This window comes from Parabacteroides sp. PM6-13, assembly GCF_029892605.1.
GTDB lineage: Bacteria > Bacteroidota > Bacteroidia > Bacteroidales > Tannerellaceae > QVMG01.
Map to the genome: position 1 here is coordinate 226,650 of NZ_JARXWF010000002.1, position 17,308 is coordinate 243,957.

Genomic DNA, 17,308 nt, shown 5'->3' on the forward strand with positions numbered 1-17,308 from the left:
CTTAATGGATGGATATTTTGCGAACAAAGGCCGGGCCGATACGGACGATATAAAAGCCCTTTTCCAGGTTCACCGGATATTCGCCGGAGGAGACTTTCATCTCGATCTCCTTCACCTTGGTGCCGACTACACTGAAGATTTCCATCTTGCTTCCGACTGGAGCGTTGGATACGGAAATGCGGTTTTCACTAACGGATATTTTGGGCTCGTCGTTTTCCTCTTCTACAATTGTTGTTTTGGGGGATACAACAGCTCTGGTGTCTGTTTTTCTTTCTTGTGCCGAAAGCCATACACCCGTTTGTAAAAGAAGCAGTATGCTGATACAATAGACTATTCTCATCTTCTCGCCCACTTTATGCAAATGTAGGAAGATTTCCTCACATGGAAAACATTTTACGATTATTTCACCGATGCGATGACGTTCAAACAGGTATAACCATTCCCTCGTTCCCGGCGATGGTGTCGGGGAAAACAGCCTGTGCCTCCGTCAGAAGAGGGGTCATATCATCGTAGCGTGCCGAATAGTGGCCAATAACCAGCTTTTTCACTTTTGCTTGTCGGGCAATCTCCGCTGCTTGTCGGGCTGTCGAGTGGTAGGTTTCTTTGCTTCGAACCAGGTCTTCCTCGGCGAATGTCGCTTCGTGGTATAGGAGATCAACCCCTTCGATCAACGGAATAATATCTTCCGAGTAGGTCGTATCGGAGCAGTAAGCAAAGCTCTTAGGACGCACAGCGGAGCGGGTCAATCGCGCATTCGGAACCACCGTGCCATCGGGCGTCACGAAATCAGCTCCCTGTTTTATATCCTTTATCATACGCACAGGCACTTGATAAAAATCAATCATTTCACGAATAATATGCGCCTCCTTCTGCTTCTCCCGAAAGAGATATCCGCAACAGGGGATCCGGTGTTTCAACGGAATGGAATAGACCTCTATGGAGCGATCCTCCATAATCAGCTCGTGCTTATGCGGATCTACCTCCCGAAACACTACCTTATAAGGCAGATGATTACAAAACTGCGCCAGCATAGAGGTGAGGTAATCATTCACCTCGGCAGGACCATATACCAACAGATCACCTATCCTTCCCAACATGCCCAACGTAGAGATCAGCCCGGGCAATCCAAAGCAATGATCACCATGCGCATGAGTGATAAAAATATGGTTAAGCCGGTTGAAACGGATCCGCCCGCGCCGCATCTGAAGCTGAGTGCCTTCACCGCAGTCTACCATAAAAAGCTTTTCCCGCAATCGGACAATTTGTGAAGAGGGTAAGTGACGGGTGGTAGGAAGAGCAGAACCGCAACCTAAAATATGAATATCAAAATCAGCCATTAAATCATCCTGTCTTTGCCTGCAAAGGTATTATAAAAACTTCTTTTAGGGGCAGGCATAGCAAAAAACTTCCATAAAATGAGGCATATTCGCAAAGAATACCTATATTTGTCCACAAATGGAACTATAATGAACAAATGGTTTACTTTTTCAACGAGTAAACCTCACAATATGAACCTTAACTAACTTTTTCTTTTTGTTTAAAACGGTTAAATGTGGAAACGGCCAGGCGTGAGCTTCGCCGTTTCTTTTGTTTTTGGATATGACGTCGCTGAAGCAAGTTTCGGATCACTTCCTACCCACAATAACAACCTTTTCATTGTCAGACAGAAGCGTGGCGAAAAGATAGGTATCGCCCCCCTCTTCTATGCGGAGACGCGCGCGAAGTTCTTTGACGGAAAGAGGGAAGTTACGGGTGGTAATATGAGCCTGGGGGATTGTTTTTGATAGCTCACGACATAGTTGTTTATTGAACGAATGCACCGCCTGCACCTCAAAGATGCGCCCGGGGAAATCGCCCACCCGCTCCGACGAGGTATAGAGGTGGCTGTTGACCGCCAGTTTCTCCACCCCATAGCGCTTAGCCACTGTTTTGAAGGCGCCGCCTTTAAGAATCGAAGCGTTCGGTTCATACAGATAACGTCCGATAGCGGCTGCCGGTTTGACCACACAATCAACCTCTTCCTCCAAGGAGAAACAGAAGCTATCATATTCCTCCGGCGAGGTGAAATGAACACAATGTACCTCCGGCGAAGGAGAAGAACCGCGCCCGATGACATACAACAACTCTTTACAGTCGTTCTTTACCGAAACCACATGGATCTCTTCTGTTCCCGGAAGCAGCTGCAAGCTCTGGCGCAGGTCGGCCATAGGGGATAATTTGGCAATCACCCGAGGGGCAATGGCTAATAATCGGGGCAGTGCCTCTGTCAGATCGGGCTCGCAGTCGGCAAGCGCAAACACACGACTATTACCCGTTCCCCGCCGAGCCGGATCGATGTAAAACAGATCGATATCCTCCAAGGAGGAACAAACAGCCATACCGTCCCCTTCGATCACCTCGATATTGATAGCCCCCAGACGCTCGAAATTATAGCGAGCAATCTCACAGTAAAACGGAAAACGTTCGACATAATAGAGCTTCTCCGCCTTTTGAGAGAGATAATAGCTATCCACCCCCAATCCACCGGTCAGATCAGCGATTCGCAACCCCGGAGGCATCAATCGTTGCTTATAGCGAGCAGTCGATTCGGAAGAACATTGCTCAGCAGCCAGACGAGAAGGAAAAAGCGCCTCCCGGGCAACCCATTCAGGCAGTTTATCCCGGACATGACGCCGGGCAACGATCTGATCGACAGCAAATGGCACATCGATCTCCGGATAGCGAGCCGCGCTCAATAAAAGTCGGTTGGGATCGTCGTCGCGATGTTCATGCAGGAAGGTACGGAAGTGATCATCTAATTTCATCGCCCAAACTTAAACAAAAAATATCACCACCACAAATAGCCTGAGCCTTCCAACGGATCGATATCAGGCCAGTCGCCCTGTTGGTTTTTCACCCACCATTGGTTATAGAGTTCCCATACCTCCAACACCTCTTGGCCGGTAAGACAGTGGCTGCCCGACGGAGTCTTTTCGATCAGGACAGGTTGTTCGGAAGGATATACTTTATTGAGACGGATGCCTTCTACGATCCACAACAGACATTCGCCAAGGATATAAGTTCCGTCCTCCAGGTGGGAGGCAGACACACGAGAGGAAGAATTAATAGGGAAGTCTTCGATATGAGTCGTATCAGCTGCATATTCCAGGAGTTCAGGAATATCTTTCATTTGGAAAACAGGCATCTGAAGCCCCATACGCTCTCCGGAGGAAGAGGTGAGGTAACATTCGTAGGTTCCGTTTTTCAGCCGGAACACAAATTCACGGACATCGGGGTCGTTCAGATCAAAACTATAATCACAAGAGACGCATAAGACCCACACAAACAAAAGAGCGTATATTCGCTTCATGGGCATCGATTTAAGTGTTCCACAAATGATACCAACAAATATACGAAAAAATGAAGAATGAAGAGTGAAGAATGAAAAATCGTGTAGCAATCTTCGATTCTTCATTCTTCATTCTTCATTCTTCATTCTTCATTCTTCACTCTTCATTCAAAAATGATTTCTCCTTAGGAAAGCGACCGTCTTATGTATCTCGGTGTACATAACGATGTCGTCTTCAACAAAAGGGACCTCTTTGCGGAATTCTTTCAGGAATTTCTCCAGGATGGGCGATGTCTTAGCCGGGCGACGGAAGTCAATACCCTGCGCGGCGTTCATCAACTCAATAGCCAGGATATGATCCAGGTTATCCATGATCTTAAACAATTTGGTCGCGGCATTGGCACCCATGCTTACATGATCTTCCTGTCCGTTGCTGGACACGATGGAATCGCTGCTAGCCGGATAGCAATACATCTTATTCTGGCTTACCATACTGGCCGAGGCATATTGCGGAATCATAAAGCCGGAGTTCAAGCCGGGATTAGCCACCAGGAACTCGGGCAAGCCACGCAAGCCCATAATCAATTGCGCCACGCGCCGTTCGGAGATATTACCCAGCTCGGCCAGGGCAATAGCCAGGTAGTCATAAGCAAGCGCCAATGGCTGACCATGGAAATTACCTCCGGAGATGATCTTATCGTCGTCCGGGAATATCGTCGGGTTGTCGGTCACGGAGTTGATCTCAGTCAGGAGCACATTCGTGACATGATAAACCGCGTCCTTCGTAGCACCATGCACCTGAGGGATGCAGCGGAACGAGTAAGGATCCTGCACATGCGCTTTCGGACGACTGATCAATTCGCTTCCCTCCAACAGGCGACGAAACTCAGCGCCGGTCTCGATCTGTCCGCGGTGTGGACGTATCTGTTGGATGCAATCCATAAAGGGATCGATCAGTCCGTCAAAGGCTTCGAGCGACAGAGCGGCGATCAGGTCGGCGCGTTTGCATATATTGAAAGCGCGCATCAGGGCGAACACCCCGTTGGCGCTCATAAACTGGGTACCGTTCAATAGAGCCAGTCCCTCTTTGCTTTTCAGCTTCACCGGTTTCCAGGCAAACTCATCGAGCACGGCAATGGCTTCACGCTTCTTTCCTTTGTAGTACACATCCCCCACCCCGATCAGCGGCAGGAAGAGGTTCGCCAACGGAGCCAGATCGCCGGAGGCACCCAGCGAACCACGGTCGTAGACGATCGGCAATATGTCGTTATTGAAGAAGTCGAGGATGCGTTGCACGGTGATCACCTGCACGCCGCTATGTCCCAACGACAAAGCCTGTGCTTTCAATAGCATCATCAGGCGAACAATCACCGGGCTCACCTCGTCGCCTACACTGCAGGCATGGCTCTTGACGAGGTTTTCCTGCAACGTGCTGAGCTCGTCGGGCGAGATATTCTTATTACAAAGCGATCCGAAGCCGGTGGTGATGCCGTAGAGCGGCCCTGTCTGTTGTTCGATCTTATGATCGAGGTAGTCTCTGCACTTCTGGATGCGGTCACGCACTTCGGCGGTGAGTTCCAGTTTCATGTTTGTGCCCAGAATCCGTTCGATAATCTCGAAGGTTAGCGGTTCCGAGCCGATATAATATACGTTATGTCCCATATTTTTAAATTATGAATGATGAATTATGAGTTATGAATTATGGGATCGGTGCAACCTCATAATTCGTAATTCATAATTCATAATTGTTTTTTCACCCACTCCAACAGTTTTTGTTCGATGCGGATAGCTTCTGCTTCGAGATGATCGGCTTTTTCAGCCAGACGGCGCACAAACTCCTCATCTTTGATAGAAGAAAGGTTGATTCGCACATTCAACAGAGCGCCCAAGACGCAGGTGCGGGCGGCCATCATAGCCACGCAGGCATCGGTCACGGCATTCTGGTTGCCTTTGTGTGCCACGTAGATGATGGTTTCCATAACGGAACCCACCTCTTCGGCTACGCGCATCGGCACGAGGGCTGCTTCTTTCGTTGCATCCTGTATGGCGGCGCTGCGTATGGCCTGTTCCTCTTCCGTCTCCTTCGGCAATTTGAATGCAGAGAAAACGCGGTTATAGGCGTCACTGTCTTCGTCGATATAGCCGATCAGGCGCTCGCGAATGGTGGCAGCCTCTGTGGCAATGGTTTTCATCTGCCCTTCGTAATCGGCATATTTCTTTTTGCCGATGGTCAGGTTGGCAACCATTTCTGTCAATGCGGTAGCGATGGCACCGTTCAATGCGGATATGCTTCCGCCACCGGGGACAGGCGTATTCGACGCCGTTTCCGCCAGAAAATCTTTGATGGATAAGTCTACTAACATATTTTTTAAAATTATGAATTGTGAATTATGAATTATGAATTAAAAGGGCACACTCCTCATAATTCATAATTCATAATTCATAATTATTTTATTATTTTTCCTTTTTTGATCACTGTTTCTACTATATTCATTCCGAAATGATAGGGAAGGAATTTGTAGGAGGGGTATTGCAGGAGGATCATATCTGCCTGCTTACCGACGTCGATACTGCCGATCCGGTCTGCCCGATTGAGGGCTGCGGCACCGTTGATTGTCAAGGCTGTCACCGCCTCTTCGGGTGATAATTGCATATAGATACAGGCAATCGCTATCAGCATAGGGATAGACGAAGAGAAACAACTCCCGGGATTCAGGTCGGAAGCCAGGGCAACTGCACCACCCGCATCAATCATCTCCCGTCCACGGGCATAGGGTTCCTTGAGCGAGAAGGCCGTAAGCGGCAATAGAGTCGCCACCACATCGTTCTCCGCCATCTGCCGGATGCCTTCATCAGACGCGTGAAGCAGATGATCCGCGCTGACGGCTTTCAGCCGCGCTGCCAGTTCGGCGCCCCCCAGCGGAACTATCTCATCGGCATGCAGTTTCAGAGCGAAACCATACGCGCGGGCAGCCGACAGCAGTCGTTCGCTTTGTTCTAAAGAGAATACCCCCTTTTCGCAAAAGACATCGCAGAAGTCCACACCCCATTCGGCAGGGATATTTGGCAACGCTTCGGCAATCAGGAAGTCGACAAACTCATCTGTCCGCCCGGCAAACTCGGGTGGAAGGGCATGTGCCCCCAGGTAGGTAGAGACAATATCGATGGGATGTTCTTTCCGAAGAGAGGCCATCACCTGCAGTTGCAACGCTTCGGTCTCCAGATCGAGCCCGTAACCGCTTTTGCCCTCCACGGTAGTGACGCCCATCGCCAGAAACTCATCGAGGCGTGGCAGGGCGGCATCATATAATTCTTCAAAGCTGCTTTCGCGTGTTGCCTTCATGGTGTTGACAATGCCGCCACCCCGTTCCATGATCGACATATAGCTATCGCCCCGCAATCGCCAGGAGAACTCCTCCTCGCGGTAACCGCCAAACACGAAATGGGTATGGCTATCGACAAAACCGGGCAACAGAGCTTTGCCTTTTCCGCTGATCTCCGGATAGAAGCCGGTCAGTTGCTCCAACACCTCTTCGGTCGTACCTACATGGGTAATCCTGCCATCTTCTATGGCAACAGCACCGTTTTCTATGATACTCAATTCGGACATCGCCTCCCCCTTCTTAGCCGCGAAGCCGGAACAGGTAACCAATTGGGTGATGTCGCGAATCAGTAAACGATTGTTTTGCATATTTTTTAGTAGTTATCAGTCGCTTTGCTCCTTAGAAGTTAAAGAAGTCAGAGAAGTTAAAGAAGTAATATAAAAACACTTTATCATATTACGTTTCCTTTGCTTCTTTGCTTCTTTGCTTCTTTAACTTCTTGACTTCTTGACTTCTTTAACTTCTTTACTCCATAATACGTGCTTCCAGCACTTGCTGCATACTGAAATTCTCTAATCCTAAGTAATAGGAGGCGGTATCGATCAGTGCTTCCATAGGCACCAATCCCACGATCTCGCTACCTACTACCGGCACGCCATAGCGACGCGCTTCGATGCGTACCAGTTCGAAAGCACGGTAAAGTGCCGTTTTCGTATAGTCGGTCATATTGATAGATACCTGTACGATACCGCGATCGGTCAGCTCCACGCCCATAGCCTTGCAATAGCGCAGGCCACCACCGATAAAACGTATCTTCTTGGCTATATCACTGGCGATCTCCAATTTGTCGGTTCCCAGGTTCACGTTATAAGCCACCAGCGGCATACGGGCACCAATGGCCACCGTGCCTGCCGTAGCATGGCGTTTAGCCGGACCGAAATCAGGCTTCCATTCCGGCTGTTTGATCTTCTCTTCCATACCTTCGAACTCGCCTTTACGGATAGCTGCCAGGTTCTCCCGGTGCGGGGCAGAAGCCGATTTCTCATAAAGGAATACCGGCAGGTCATAGCGTTTGCCTACCTCTTCGCCTACCTCTTTGGAAAGGGCTACCGCCTCCTCCATCGTGCATCCCCGGATCGGGATAAAAGGCACGACATCGACAGCACCCATACGCGGGTGTTGGCCTTCGTGTTTGGTCAGGTCGATCAACTCAATGGCAATACCGATAGCTTCTATCACCGCGTTTTTCAATGCCTCCGGTTCGCCAACCGTTGTTACTACCAACCGGTTATGGTCTTCGTCATTGCTGTAATCCAACAACTTCACTCCCTCTTTTCCGCGGAAAGGTGATACGATCTTTTCTATTTTATCCCGGTCGCGCCCCTCGCTAAAGTTGGGAACGCACTCCATTATTTTACTCCAGTTGCTCATGTATATAATTATTAATTGTTAATTATGAATTATGAATTGTTTTTTTGATCAGCTCATCGCTGGCCAGGTGAGGCAGGGTGATGTGGTAGTCTTTCGCATACTTCTCATTGAAGAGCGAGGAGGTTTCCATCGCATGGGCATTGCGTGCCCAGGAACGCCGGGCGACTCCGCCCATCACATCCCACAGCATCGCCGAGCGTAGGATCTCATCTACCCGTTCACTGCCGTCGAGCACCATGCCGAAGCCGCCGTTGATCGACTTGCCAATGCCTACTCCTCCACCGTTATGCAAAGCAATAAGGCTCATGCCCCGCGCCGCATTCCCGGCAAAACATTGCACCGCCATATCGGCCATCACATTGCTGCCGTCGTAGATATTGGCTGTTTCGCGGAAAGGAGAATCCGTACCGCTCACGTCGTGGTGGTCTCTGCCGAGCATGATCGGTCCCACTTCGCCGTCGCGTACCATCCGGTTGAAACGAAGGGCAATATTCATTCGCCCCTCCGCATCCTGATAAAGGATGCGTGCTTCGGTGCCTACCACCAATTGATTTTTCTCCGCGTCACGTATCCAGTTGTAGTTATCCCGGTCTTGTCCCCGACGCGTCGGGTCGATACATTCCATTGCTGCCCGGTCGGTCTTCAACAGATCTTCATGCCGTCCGCTCAGGCACACCCAGCGGAAAGGGCCATATCCATAATCGAACAGTTCCGGTCCCATAATATCTTCCACATAGGAGGGCCAGATAAAGCCATCTTTCTCGTCTATGCCGTTGCGGGATATCTCTTTCACGCCGGCGTCATAGATCGCTTTCATAAACGAATTGCCATAATCAAAGAAATAGGTTCCCCGGGCAACCAGCTGTTTGATTGCTTCAAAATGGCGCACGAGCGTTTGGTTTACCAATTCTTCAAACTTCGACCGGTCGTCTGCCAATAGGCGTGTCCGTTCTTCAAAACTGATGCCTACCGGACAATAGCCTCCTTCATACACTGCATGGCAGGAGGTCTGGTCGCTCAACAGGTCGATATGTAAGTGATTGGCATGGGCATATTCCAGGAGATCCACAATATTCCCGTGGTAAGCAATCGAGCAGGGCTGCTTCTCTTCCACCGCCTTGGCTGCCAACCGGAATGCCTCTTCCATATTGTCCGTCACATGTTCGACCCATCCCTGCTTGTGGCGTGTCTCGATGCGCGAAGCATCCACCTCCGCCACGATAGAGGCAGCACCGGCTATTACGGCGGCTTTCGGCTGGGCTCCACTCATCCCTCCCAAGCCGGAGGAGACAAACAGATAGCCTCGCAGGTCGTTTTCTTGCGGAATATTCAGCTTCAGGCGTCCCGCGTTGAGCAAGGTGTTGAATGTTCCGTGCACAATGCCCTGGGGACCGATATACATCCAGCCACCGGCCGTCATCTGTCCGTAATTGGCCACACCCATCTGGGCAGCGGTATGCCAGTCGGTTTGATTGTCAAACATACCGATCATCATCGAGTTCGTGATGATCACGCGAGGCGCGTCGGGTTTCGAGCGGAACAGTCCGAGCGGATGCCCCGATTCGATCACCAATGTCTGTTCCTGGGTCAACTCTTCCAGGTATTGCATGATCAGCCGGTATTGCATCCAGTTCTGGCACACCTGCCCGGTCTCCCCGTAGGTCACCAACTCGTAGGGATAGAGAGCGATATCGAAACAGAGGTTGTTATCGATCATCACCTGAAAAGCTTTCCCTTCCAGGCATTTTCCTTTGTACTGGTCGATCGGCTTCGCCTTCAGATCGCCTCCCGGACGGTAGCGATATCCGTAGATACGTCCACGGGTTCGTAACTCTTCCATAAACTCAGGGGCAAGCGCCTCATGCAGCTCCTCCGGAATATAGCGAAGCGCATTTTTCAAGGCTGTCTCGGTTTGTGCCGGCGTCAAAGTGTATCCACGGTCCGGGGCGCGGCGAATAGCAGGCGTAAAAGAAGGATAATCAGGCAAATCCTTTCCTAATGTCATATTCATGTTTCTTTGTCTTAGTAGTCCTTACAATATGATAGCATATTGTCTTGTAAACGGGCAACAAGTTAGGGCTTTTCCAACAAACAGCCAATAACAATGGTATGTTTGTGAGCATATTGCCAAAAACAAAAAGAGACCGATCTATAAGACCGGTCTCTTTTTGTTCAATATAAAAACAGTTCTATTACTATGTAATAGTCTATTATTTCTTTGCTTTCAGTTCGGCAGCAGCCGCTTTCTTAGCAATATTTCTCTTCTGGATTTCGTAAGCAATCGGAGTTGCTACGAACAGGGTAGAATAAGTACCGATAATGATACCCAACAGGATCGCAAACGTAAAGCTGCGGATCGTGCTACCACCCAACACGAAGATAACCAATACCACCACCAAGGTTGTGATAGAGGTGTTGAACGTACGAGAAAGCGTAGAGTTCAACGCATCGTTGATCACCTGATAACGATCGCGCTTCGGATACAGACCGATCGTTTCACGGATACGGTCGAATACCACCACGGTGTCATTGATAGAATACCCGATAATCGTCAAGATAGCCGCGATGAATGTCTGGTCGATCTCCATAGAGAACGGCAATACTTTCCAAAGCATGCTATAGAAGGCGATAATACACAAGGTAGTTACGATTACAGAAACCAGCGTACCGATAGAGAAAGAGATATCGCGGAAACGGATCAGGATATAAGCAGCCATAAAGAACATAGCCAGGATAACTGCCATGATCGCGCTGTTCTTGATATCGTCAGCCATGCTCGGTCCTACCTTCTGTGAGCTCTGGATATAATCGGCTACGAATTGATCTTTCGTTACATCCGATGGCAACAGCGATTTAACACCTGTATAGATTTTGTTTTCGATCTCTTCGTCTACTGCCGGATCCGGATCAGCAATCTTGTAGTTGGTTGAGATACGCACCTGATTGGCTGTACCGATCGTGATTACGCCTACCGCGCCATCCAACTGTTCGTCCAACATATCACGTACTTCAGCCGTATTTACCTCCTGGTCGAAACGAACTACATAGTTACGTCCTCCCGTGAAGTCGATACCGTTGTTCAGACCAACAGTCACCATCGAAATCGCACCGATAACGATAATAGCCAACGGAATAAGATAACCCATCTTACGCATACCCAGGAAGTTTACCTTCGGGTTTACCAACAGGTCTTTCGACATAGCAGTCGTAAAGGTGATGTTTTTCAGTCTATCTTTCTTCAACAATGCTTCGTAAGTGATACGAGTCAGGAACACTGCCGTCAAGAACGATGCACACAGACCAATAATCATTGTCCAAGCAAACCCTTTGATCGGACCTGTTCCGAAGAAGAACAATACAACACCGGTGATGATTGAAGTCAAGTTGGCGTCGAAGATAGCCGAGAAAGCATTCTTGTATCCATCATTGATAGCCTTTCCAAGTCCTTTACCCGCGCGAAGTTCCTCTTTGATACGTTCGTACACAAGCACGTTCGCATCCACCGCCATACCCAGCGTCAACACCATACCGGCAATACCCGGCAAGGTCAATACAGCCTGGAAGGAGGCAAGTACCCCCATCGTGAAGAAGATGTTCAACAGCAATGCGCCGTCTACGATCAGACCCGGCAACAAGCCATAGAACAAACACATATAGATCATCAACAGTACAAGCGCCAATACGAAGGAGATCACCCCTGCGTCGATAGCTTCCTGTCCCAGAGAAGGTCCTACTACGTCTTCCTGTACGATCTGGATAGAAGCGGCCATTTTACCCGACTTCAACACGTTCGCCAAGTCCTTCGCGTCTTCCGGAGTAAAATTACCAGTAATCTGCGAACGACCATCTTTAATTTCCACCTGTACGTTCGGAGCCGAATAAACCATATCATCCAATACGATCGCTACCTGCTTGCCGATATTTTCTTTTGTCAGACGCGCCCAGGCTTTAGCTCCTTCGGCGTTCATCGTCATGCTCACTACCTGTTCGGTACGTCCACCTGTCTGCTGGAAGTCAGCGACAGCGTCGGTTACCACATCACCACCCAATGCTGGCGTTCCATCACGGTTGGTCACTTTCAGTGCATACAGTTCATAATATTGTTCGCGTTCATCAATCGCTTTCACGCCCCATTTCAAAGAAAGGTTACGTGGCAACAGGTCTTTCACCTGGCGCATTTCAAGCAGTTCATTGATTTTCGCCATATCACGTGTACTTGCCACACCGATAGCCGAACCGTTTGTCAACTGTCCATTATATGAATGCAGTTGCAGGAGAGCAAACAACGGATGCTGTTTAGCAAACTCTTCCATACTCAGTGACTCTTCGGTATCTTCGGTATCCTGTTGCAACTGAGAAAGCAGGTCATCCGCTTCATCAGCCACCTCGGCTTCCGCTACCGGAGCTGTTTCCGGTTCAGTAGCCGGAGTTGCTTCTGTTTCTTTACTCTGCATAGAAGCTAACAGGTTGTCTACTGCGATCAACTGCTGATAAATTTCCGGCAAACGATAAGTTTCCCAGAATTCCAGGTTGGCGCTACCCTGAAGCAATTTACGCACACGTTCCGGTTCTTTCACACCCGGTAATTCCACCAGGATACGTCCGGCCGTTTCTAAACGCTGGATATTCGGAGAAACCACCCCGAAGCGGTCAATACGGGTACGCAATACGTTGAATGAATTATCGATCGCACTTTTTGTTTCTTCTTTCAAAACGGCGATCACCTGAGCGTCGGTGCTCTGCGGTGTGATTTTTTCTTTTAACTCGAATGTGCTGAATATGGCAGAAAGCCGGGCGCCTTCGTCCAGTTTCTTATACTCTTCTGCAAAAAGGTCTATGAAATCACGGTTGCTGGAGGCCTGACGGGCATAAGCATTTTCCAATGCCTGGTTGAAATTCGGATCCTGATTGTTGTTCGACAGTGAACGGATCACGTCGGGTACATTCAGTTCCAGAACAACGTTCATACCACCCTTCAGGTCAAGACCTAAAGTAATCTCCATCTCACGGCATTGCTTGAGCGTATACCCCAGCCAAACCTTCTGAGTAGACAGTGAGTCGATGTATTGACTCTCTAAAGCAGGATCTCCGTTGGCATACTTCACCGCTTTGTTGTTATAATATCCCGTCACAAAAGAGAACGAGAGATAAAACAAACAAACGAGTGTAAGCAATACAGCGAAGACTTTTACAAATCCTTTGTTTTGCATTTGACTCTTATTTTTATGTTATTTAATTATTTATGATCTTTTTTTTACAGGGTGCAAATATAGACTTTTTTTCTTTCTTGCAGACTAATTGGCGCAATTATTTGTTGCTGACCGGGTTTATTTGCCAAGCGATCAAAAATCCTAACCGGCAGGGTCTCACTTGGAGGTCACCCTGTCGTACACATAAAGAGCAAATGCGGCAGCCACCCCGATGGCCAATATCACCATCCAGAGACTGGAGGGATGATAGGTATCCCACAACAGATTAGTCAACGCCTGCGGTGTCAGATCGACCTGACGGGCCACCTCTTCAAAGTAGGCATTCGTCGACAGACCATCAGCTATCTGCAACCCCTTCTCGGCGGCAAACTGTTCGGTAAACGACACCTTATCCGACATCACCTGATAGACATTCCCTGAGATGAATCCAGCCAGGATATTCCCGATGAAAACAGGGATAAAGGAGTAACCCATATACAAGGCTTTCTTATCCGGCGGCGCAATGCGTCCGATGTATTCAGTGATCTTGGGCGAACCGGCCATCTCGCCAATGGCAAAAATCAGGATAGCCACAATGGTGAAGAGCACATTCTGCGACATCAACGTGAGCGACATACCGATGGCACACACCAGAAATCCCGACATCATCGATTTCAGCGGCTTCATCCGCATCACGACGGTAGAGACCACCAACTGAAACAGAATGATAAACATCGCGTCCATATTGGTGATAAACTCAGCATCCAACACTCCCGGTGCCGGGCTGTAGTTGGCGCTCACAAAGGGGATATAGGTGTCAAAGAAATTATACAACACACTGGTGTCTACCCACTGGGAGATAAACACCGGCAGGGTGAAGAACAATTGATTATACATAGTCCAGAATCCGGCAACAATCAAAAGGAAAACAAGGAATTTCACATCCTTGAAGATGCTGCCCATATTGCGGAAAATCGCGCCGAAGGTTTGCCAGATCGACTCCTTCGTGTTCACCTCATCGCGCGGCGGTTCGTTGTAGAACACCAATAACACCAGGTTCAACAGAATAATACCCGCGGATATATAAAAGATGTATTGGGAATCGCCTTTAAACAAAAGGGTGATCAGCGGGCCGATGAATGCGCCGATATTCACCATCATATAGAAAATACCGAATCCGATCGAGGAGTTATTTTCGTTGGTCGTCTTGGCAATCGTCGCGGAGATAACCGGTTTGAACAACGCCGCCCCTACCGCCAGGTAGATATACATACCAAAAACAGCACCGAAAGAGGTAAACTGAGGAAACAATATAAAAGCGGAAGCATAGATCACAAAGGCCAATGCCAACACCTTTTTATAACCATAGCGGTCGGCAATCGCGCCGGTCAATACGGGCAGAAAATACAAAATACCGGTTCCCACCCCCATAATAAGACCTTTCTGGCTCTGTGAGAACTCCAACCCTCCCAGGTCGGACGAACCGGTCAGATAATTAGCAAACAGCATAAAGAAACCATACCAGGCCCAGCGCTCAAACAACTCCAAGGTGTTAGCCACCCAAAACGTACGTGGAAACGTATTCAATCTACCCATCGTTTTACTTTTTTATTCTATGATTTATTTTTTAGCGTCCAAATATACAAGTTCTGAGCGGATTGGGTTATGTTGTAAAACAGGGAAAAGTGAAGCTAAAAAGCACCTGTATCTTAATTCGGTTTATCCGGAGAATGTAGATTTTGCATGTATAATTTTCAGAGTAGAAGACTATTGAAGTTTTTATTTATATGGCTGAAAGCCACAGTGGGCCTGCAAGGCCGAGTCCCAGCGGGACGATGATTTAGCCCACGGGTAAGCAGACTGAAGGCCTGCGCCACCCTGGGTCCATAGATATATAAAAATGAGTTCTGCAAGAACGAAAGAAGAAATTCACTATTCACAGAACTTTTCACCATATATCCTATCATAATATCTATCGTTCCTTCAGAACTCGATTTTTTTATTGTCATGATACCCAGGGTGGCGCAGACCTTCAGCCTGCTTACCCGTGGGCTAAGTCTTCTTCCCGCTGGGACTCAGCCCTTCAGGCTCGCTGTGGCCTTCAGTCATATAAATAAAACCTTCCCTTTTTGGAAGATTTGAAAGAGAAAGGAGAAGGGAGAAAGGGGTGTCTTCAGATTTAAGAAGAATGGAAGGTGAGGATCGCGCTGCAAGCGCGAGATTATGCATAACCGTATGCAAGCGTAACGCAGCTTACGGTATAGTGACTTCCTATCAATCAAGCGCCGCAGGTGCGAGATCTGCCATAATCCCGCCCCATGCGGGGCTTTTTATATAGAGGATTCACTACCGTAAGCTGCGCTACGCTTGCATACGGTTATGCATAATCTCACGCCTGCGGCGTGCATCCCCGCAATCTTCACATCTTCTCCCTCCCTTTCTCCCTTCAAATCCCCTCCTACTTGAAGCCCCACATCCATCAGTGCAATCTTTTTAATCAAACCAATCACATCCGAGAAATCCCAAAATCAGTGTATTGCTCCCTTCGGAAGCGAACGTTGTTTCAAGGTTCAGACATTTCGCTTTACGCTGCGCTAAGCGTTCTGACATTTTGTCAAAATCGCCCGACTATTTTTCCGAAAACGTAGGGGTTTTTAAAATTAGTCCCGCGAGTAACACTTTTTAACGTATCATATTGTAAAGCAAAATGGCGATTTTGCTTACACTTTGTATTTTGAGTTAGGGACGTAAAATAAGATAGGAGGCGTCTCAACATAACTCAAGCAAGTTTGGCTCTGTGTTCGACTTTCACTATCTTTGCACCCGCAAATAAAAGGTTATAAATTAAATACATAAAAATAGATGGCATTACAATGCGGTATTGTGGGCTTGCCCAATGTAGGTAAATCCACTCTTTTCAACTGCTTATCCAACGCGAAAGCGCAATCAGCTAACTTTCCTTTCTGTACGATCGAACCCAACGTAGGGGTTATCACAGTGCCCGACGAGCGCCTCAACAAACTGGCGGAACTGATTCATCCACAACGGATAGTACCGACCACCGTGGAGATTGTCGATATTGCCGGTCTGGTGAAAGGGGCCAGCAAAGGGGAAGGATTAGGGAATAAGTTCCTGGCCAATATACGGGAGACGGATGCTATTCTGCATGTGTTGCGCTGTTTCGACGATGAGAATATCACCCACGTAGACGGTCATGTGGATCCGGTGCGTGACAAAGAGATTATCGATGCCGAATTGCAGATCAAAGACCTGGAAACGATCGATATGCGTATCTCCAAGGTGCAGAAACAGGCGCAGACCGGCGGTGACAAGCAGGCCAAATTGATCTATGATGTCTTATTGAAATTCAAAGAAGCCTTAGAGCAAGGAAAAAGCGCCCGCACGGTCACCTTCGATACGAAAGACGAGCAGAAGGCAGCCCGTGAGCTGTTCCTGTTGACCAGCAAGCCGGTGATGTATGTCTGCAATGTGGATGAAGCCAGCGCCGTAAACGGCAACCATTACGTGGAGGCTGTGCGCGAAGCAGTCAAAGAGGAGAACGCGGAGATACTGATCGTTGCCGCCAAGATCGAGAGTGAGATTGCCGAGTTTGAAACCTACGAAGAGCGCCAGATGTTTCTGGAGGAGATCGGCTTAGAGGAATCGGGTGTGGGCCGTTTGATCAAATCTGCCTACCGCCTATTGAACTTGGAGACTTACCTCACAGCCGGAGTACAGGAAGTACGTGCCTGGACCTACTTGAAAGGCAGCAAAGCGCCGCAGTGTGCCGGCGTGATCCATACCGATTTCGAAAAAGGATTCATCCGTGCCGAGGTGATCAAATACGAGGACTTCATCAATTATGGCTCGGAAGCCGCCGTCAAAGAGGCCGGTAAAATGAGCGTGGAAGGCAAGGAGTATATCGTTCAGGATGGCGATATCATGCACTTCCGGTTTAATGTATAAATAAGAGAATAGGAGATTCCCAACCGGGATTTCAAAAATATCACTCGCTACTATTTTTTGTCCTGAACTGA

General features: G+C 48.6%; 12 protein-coding genes. 1 reads left to right on the plus strand and 11 read right to left on the minus strand.

Translation table 11 applies throughout. The features are described from left to right. Position 1: 1 nt before the first annotated feature. The 11 genes from M2134_RS02980 to M2134_RS03030 form a co-directional block, all read right to left on the minus strand. Positions 2 to 340 carry a hypothetical protein gene (locus M2134_RS02980; protein ID WP_280750208.1) on the minus strand — a complete coding sequence of 113 codons (339 nt, stop codon included), beginning with the start codon at positions 338 to 340 and terminating at the stop codon, positions 2 to 4. Between the two features lie 82 nt (positions 341 to 422). Continuing rightward, positions 423 to 1,337 carry a ribonuclease Z gene (locus M2134_RS02985; protein WP_280750207.1) on the minus strand — a complete coding sequence of 305 codons (915 nt, stop codon included), beginning with the start codon at positions 1,335 to 1,337 and terminating at the stop codon, positions 423 to 425. A gap of 288 nt (positions 1,338 to 1,625) precedes the next feature. Continuing rightward, the gene (locus M2134_RS02990) at positions 1,626 to 2,804 is read right to left on the minus strand and encodes an SAM-dependent methyltransferase (RefSeq protein ID WP_280750206.1); all 1,179 of its coding nucleotides are present in this window, start codon (positions 2,802 to 2,804) and stop codon (positions 1,626 to 1,628) included. Between the two features lie 23 nt (positions 2,805 to 2,827). Beyond that, the gene (locus M2134_RS02995; protein WP_280750205.1) at positions 2,828 to 3,349 is read right to left on the minus strand and encodes a DUF4943 family protein; all 522 of its coding nucleotides are present in this window, start codon (positions 3,347 to 3,349) and stop codon (positions 2,828 to 2,830) included. 147 nt (positions 3,350 to 3,496) lie between these two features. Beyond that, positions 3,497 to 4,990 (minus strand): histidine ammonia-lyase, encoded by a 1,494-nt coding sequence (gene hutH / locus M2134_RS03000; RefSeq protein WP_280750204.1) that lies wholly within the window; start codon positions 4,988 to 4,990, stop codon positions 3,497 to 3,499. A gap of 77 nt (positions 4,991 to 5,067) precedes the next feature. Next, a complete protein-coding gene (locus M2134_RS03005; protein ID WP_280750203.1) occupies positions 5,068 to 5,691 on the minus strand; it encodes a cyclodeaminase/cyclohydrolase family protein in 624 nt (207 codons plus the stop codon). An 83-nt stretch (positions 5,692 to 5,774) separates the two neighbouring features. Further along, a complete protein-coding gene (gene hutI / locus M2134_RS03010) occupies positions 5,775 to 7,019 on the minus strand; it encodes an imidazolonepropionase (RefSeq protein WP_280750202.1) in 1,245 nt (414 codons plus the stop codon). Between the two features lie 157 nt (positions 7,020 to 7,176). Further along, positions 7,177 to 8,082 carry a glutamate formimidoyltransferase gene (ftcD, locus tag M2134_RS03015; protein WP_280750201.1) on the minus strand — a complete coding sequence of 302 codons (906 nt, stop codon included), beginning with the start codon at positions 8,080 to 8,082 and terminating at the stop codon, positions 7,177 to 7,179. Positions 8,083 to 8,104: 22 nt separating this feature from the next. Beyond that, on the minus strand, positions 8,105 to 10,093 hold the full coding sequence (locus tag M2134_RS03020; protein WP_280750200.1) for a urocanate hydratase: 1,989 nt from the start codon (positions 10,091 to 10,093) through the stop codon (positions 8,105 to 8,107). A gap of 199 nt (positions 10,094 to 10,292) precedes the next feature. Then, complete coding sequence (gene secDF, locus M2134_RS03025; RefSeq protein WP_280750199.1) at positions 10,293 to 13,292, minus strand: protein translocase subunit SecDF; 3,000 nt, start codon at positions 13,290 to 13,292, stop codon at positions 10,293 to 10,295. Between the two features lie 156 nt (positions 13,293 to 13,448). Next, positions 13,449 to 14,867 (minus strand): MFS transporter, encoded by a 1,419-nt coding sequence (locus tag M2134_RS03030; protein ID WP_280750198.1) that lies wholly within the window; start codon positions 14,865 to 14,867, stop codon positions 13,449 to 13,451. A gap of 1,266 nt (positions 14,868 to 16,133) precedes the next feature. On the opposite strand from M2134_RS03030, the gene ychF reads away from it, so the two are divergent. Beyond that, positions 16,134 to 17,237, plus strand: coding sequence for a redox-regulated ATPase YchF (gene ychF, locus M2134_RS03035; protein ID WP_280750197.1), 1,104 nt, complete (start codon positions 16,134 to 16,136; stop codon positions 17,235 to 17,237). Positions 17,238 to 17,308 lie beyond the last annotated feature (71 nt).

Coding starts and splice junctions, on each gene's coding strand:
- M2134_RS03020 (WP_280750200.1), bottom strand. CDS start 10,093: ATGAATATGACATTAGGAAAGGATTTGCCTGATTATCCTTCTTTTACG.
- ftcD (WP_280750201.1), bottom strand. CDS start 8,082: ATGAGCAACTGGAGTAAAATAATGGAGTGCGTTCCCAACTTTAGCGAG.
- M2134_RS02985 (WP_280750207.1), bottom strand. CDS start 1,337: ATGGCTGATTTTGATATTCATATTTTAGGTTGCGGTTCTGCTCTTCCT.
- M2134_RS02980 (WP_280750208.1), bottom strand. CDS start 340: ATGAGAATAGTCTATTGTATCAGCATACTGCTTCTTTTACAAACGGGT.
- M2134_RS02995 (WP_280750205.1), bottom strand. CDS start 3,349: ATGAAGCGAATATACGCTCTTTTGTTTGTGTGGGTCTTATGCGTCTCT.
- M2134_RS03030 (WP_280750198.1), bottom strand. CDS start 14,867: ATGGGTAGATTGAATACGTTTCCACGTACGTTTTGGGTGGCTAACACC.
- M2134_RS02990 (WP_280750206.1), bottom strand. CDS start 2,804: ATGAAATTAGATGATCACTTCCGTACCTTCCTGCATGAACATCGCGAC.
- hutH (WP_280750204.1), bottom strand. CDS start 4,990: ATGGGACATAACGTATATTATATCGGCTCGGAACCGCTAACCTTCGAG.
- secDF (WP_280750199.1), bottom strand. CDS start 13,292: ATGCAAAACAAAGGATTTGTAAAAGTCTTCGCTGTATTGCTTACACTC.
- M2134_RS03005 (WP_280750203.1), bottom strand. CDS start 5,691: ATGTTAGTAGACTTATCCATCAAAGATTTTCTGGCGGAAACGGCGTCG.
- ychF (WP_280750197.1), top strand. CDS start 16,134: ATGGCATTACAATGCGGTATTGTGGGCTTGCCCAATGTAGGTAAATCC.
- hutI (WP_280750202.1), bottom strand. CDS start 7,019: ATGCAAAACAATCGTTTACTGATTCGCGACATCACCCAATTGGTTACC.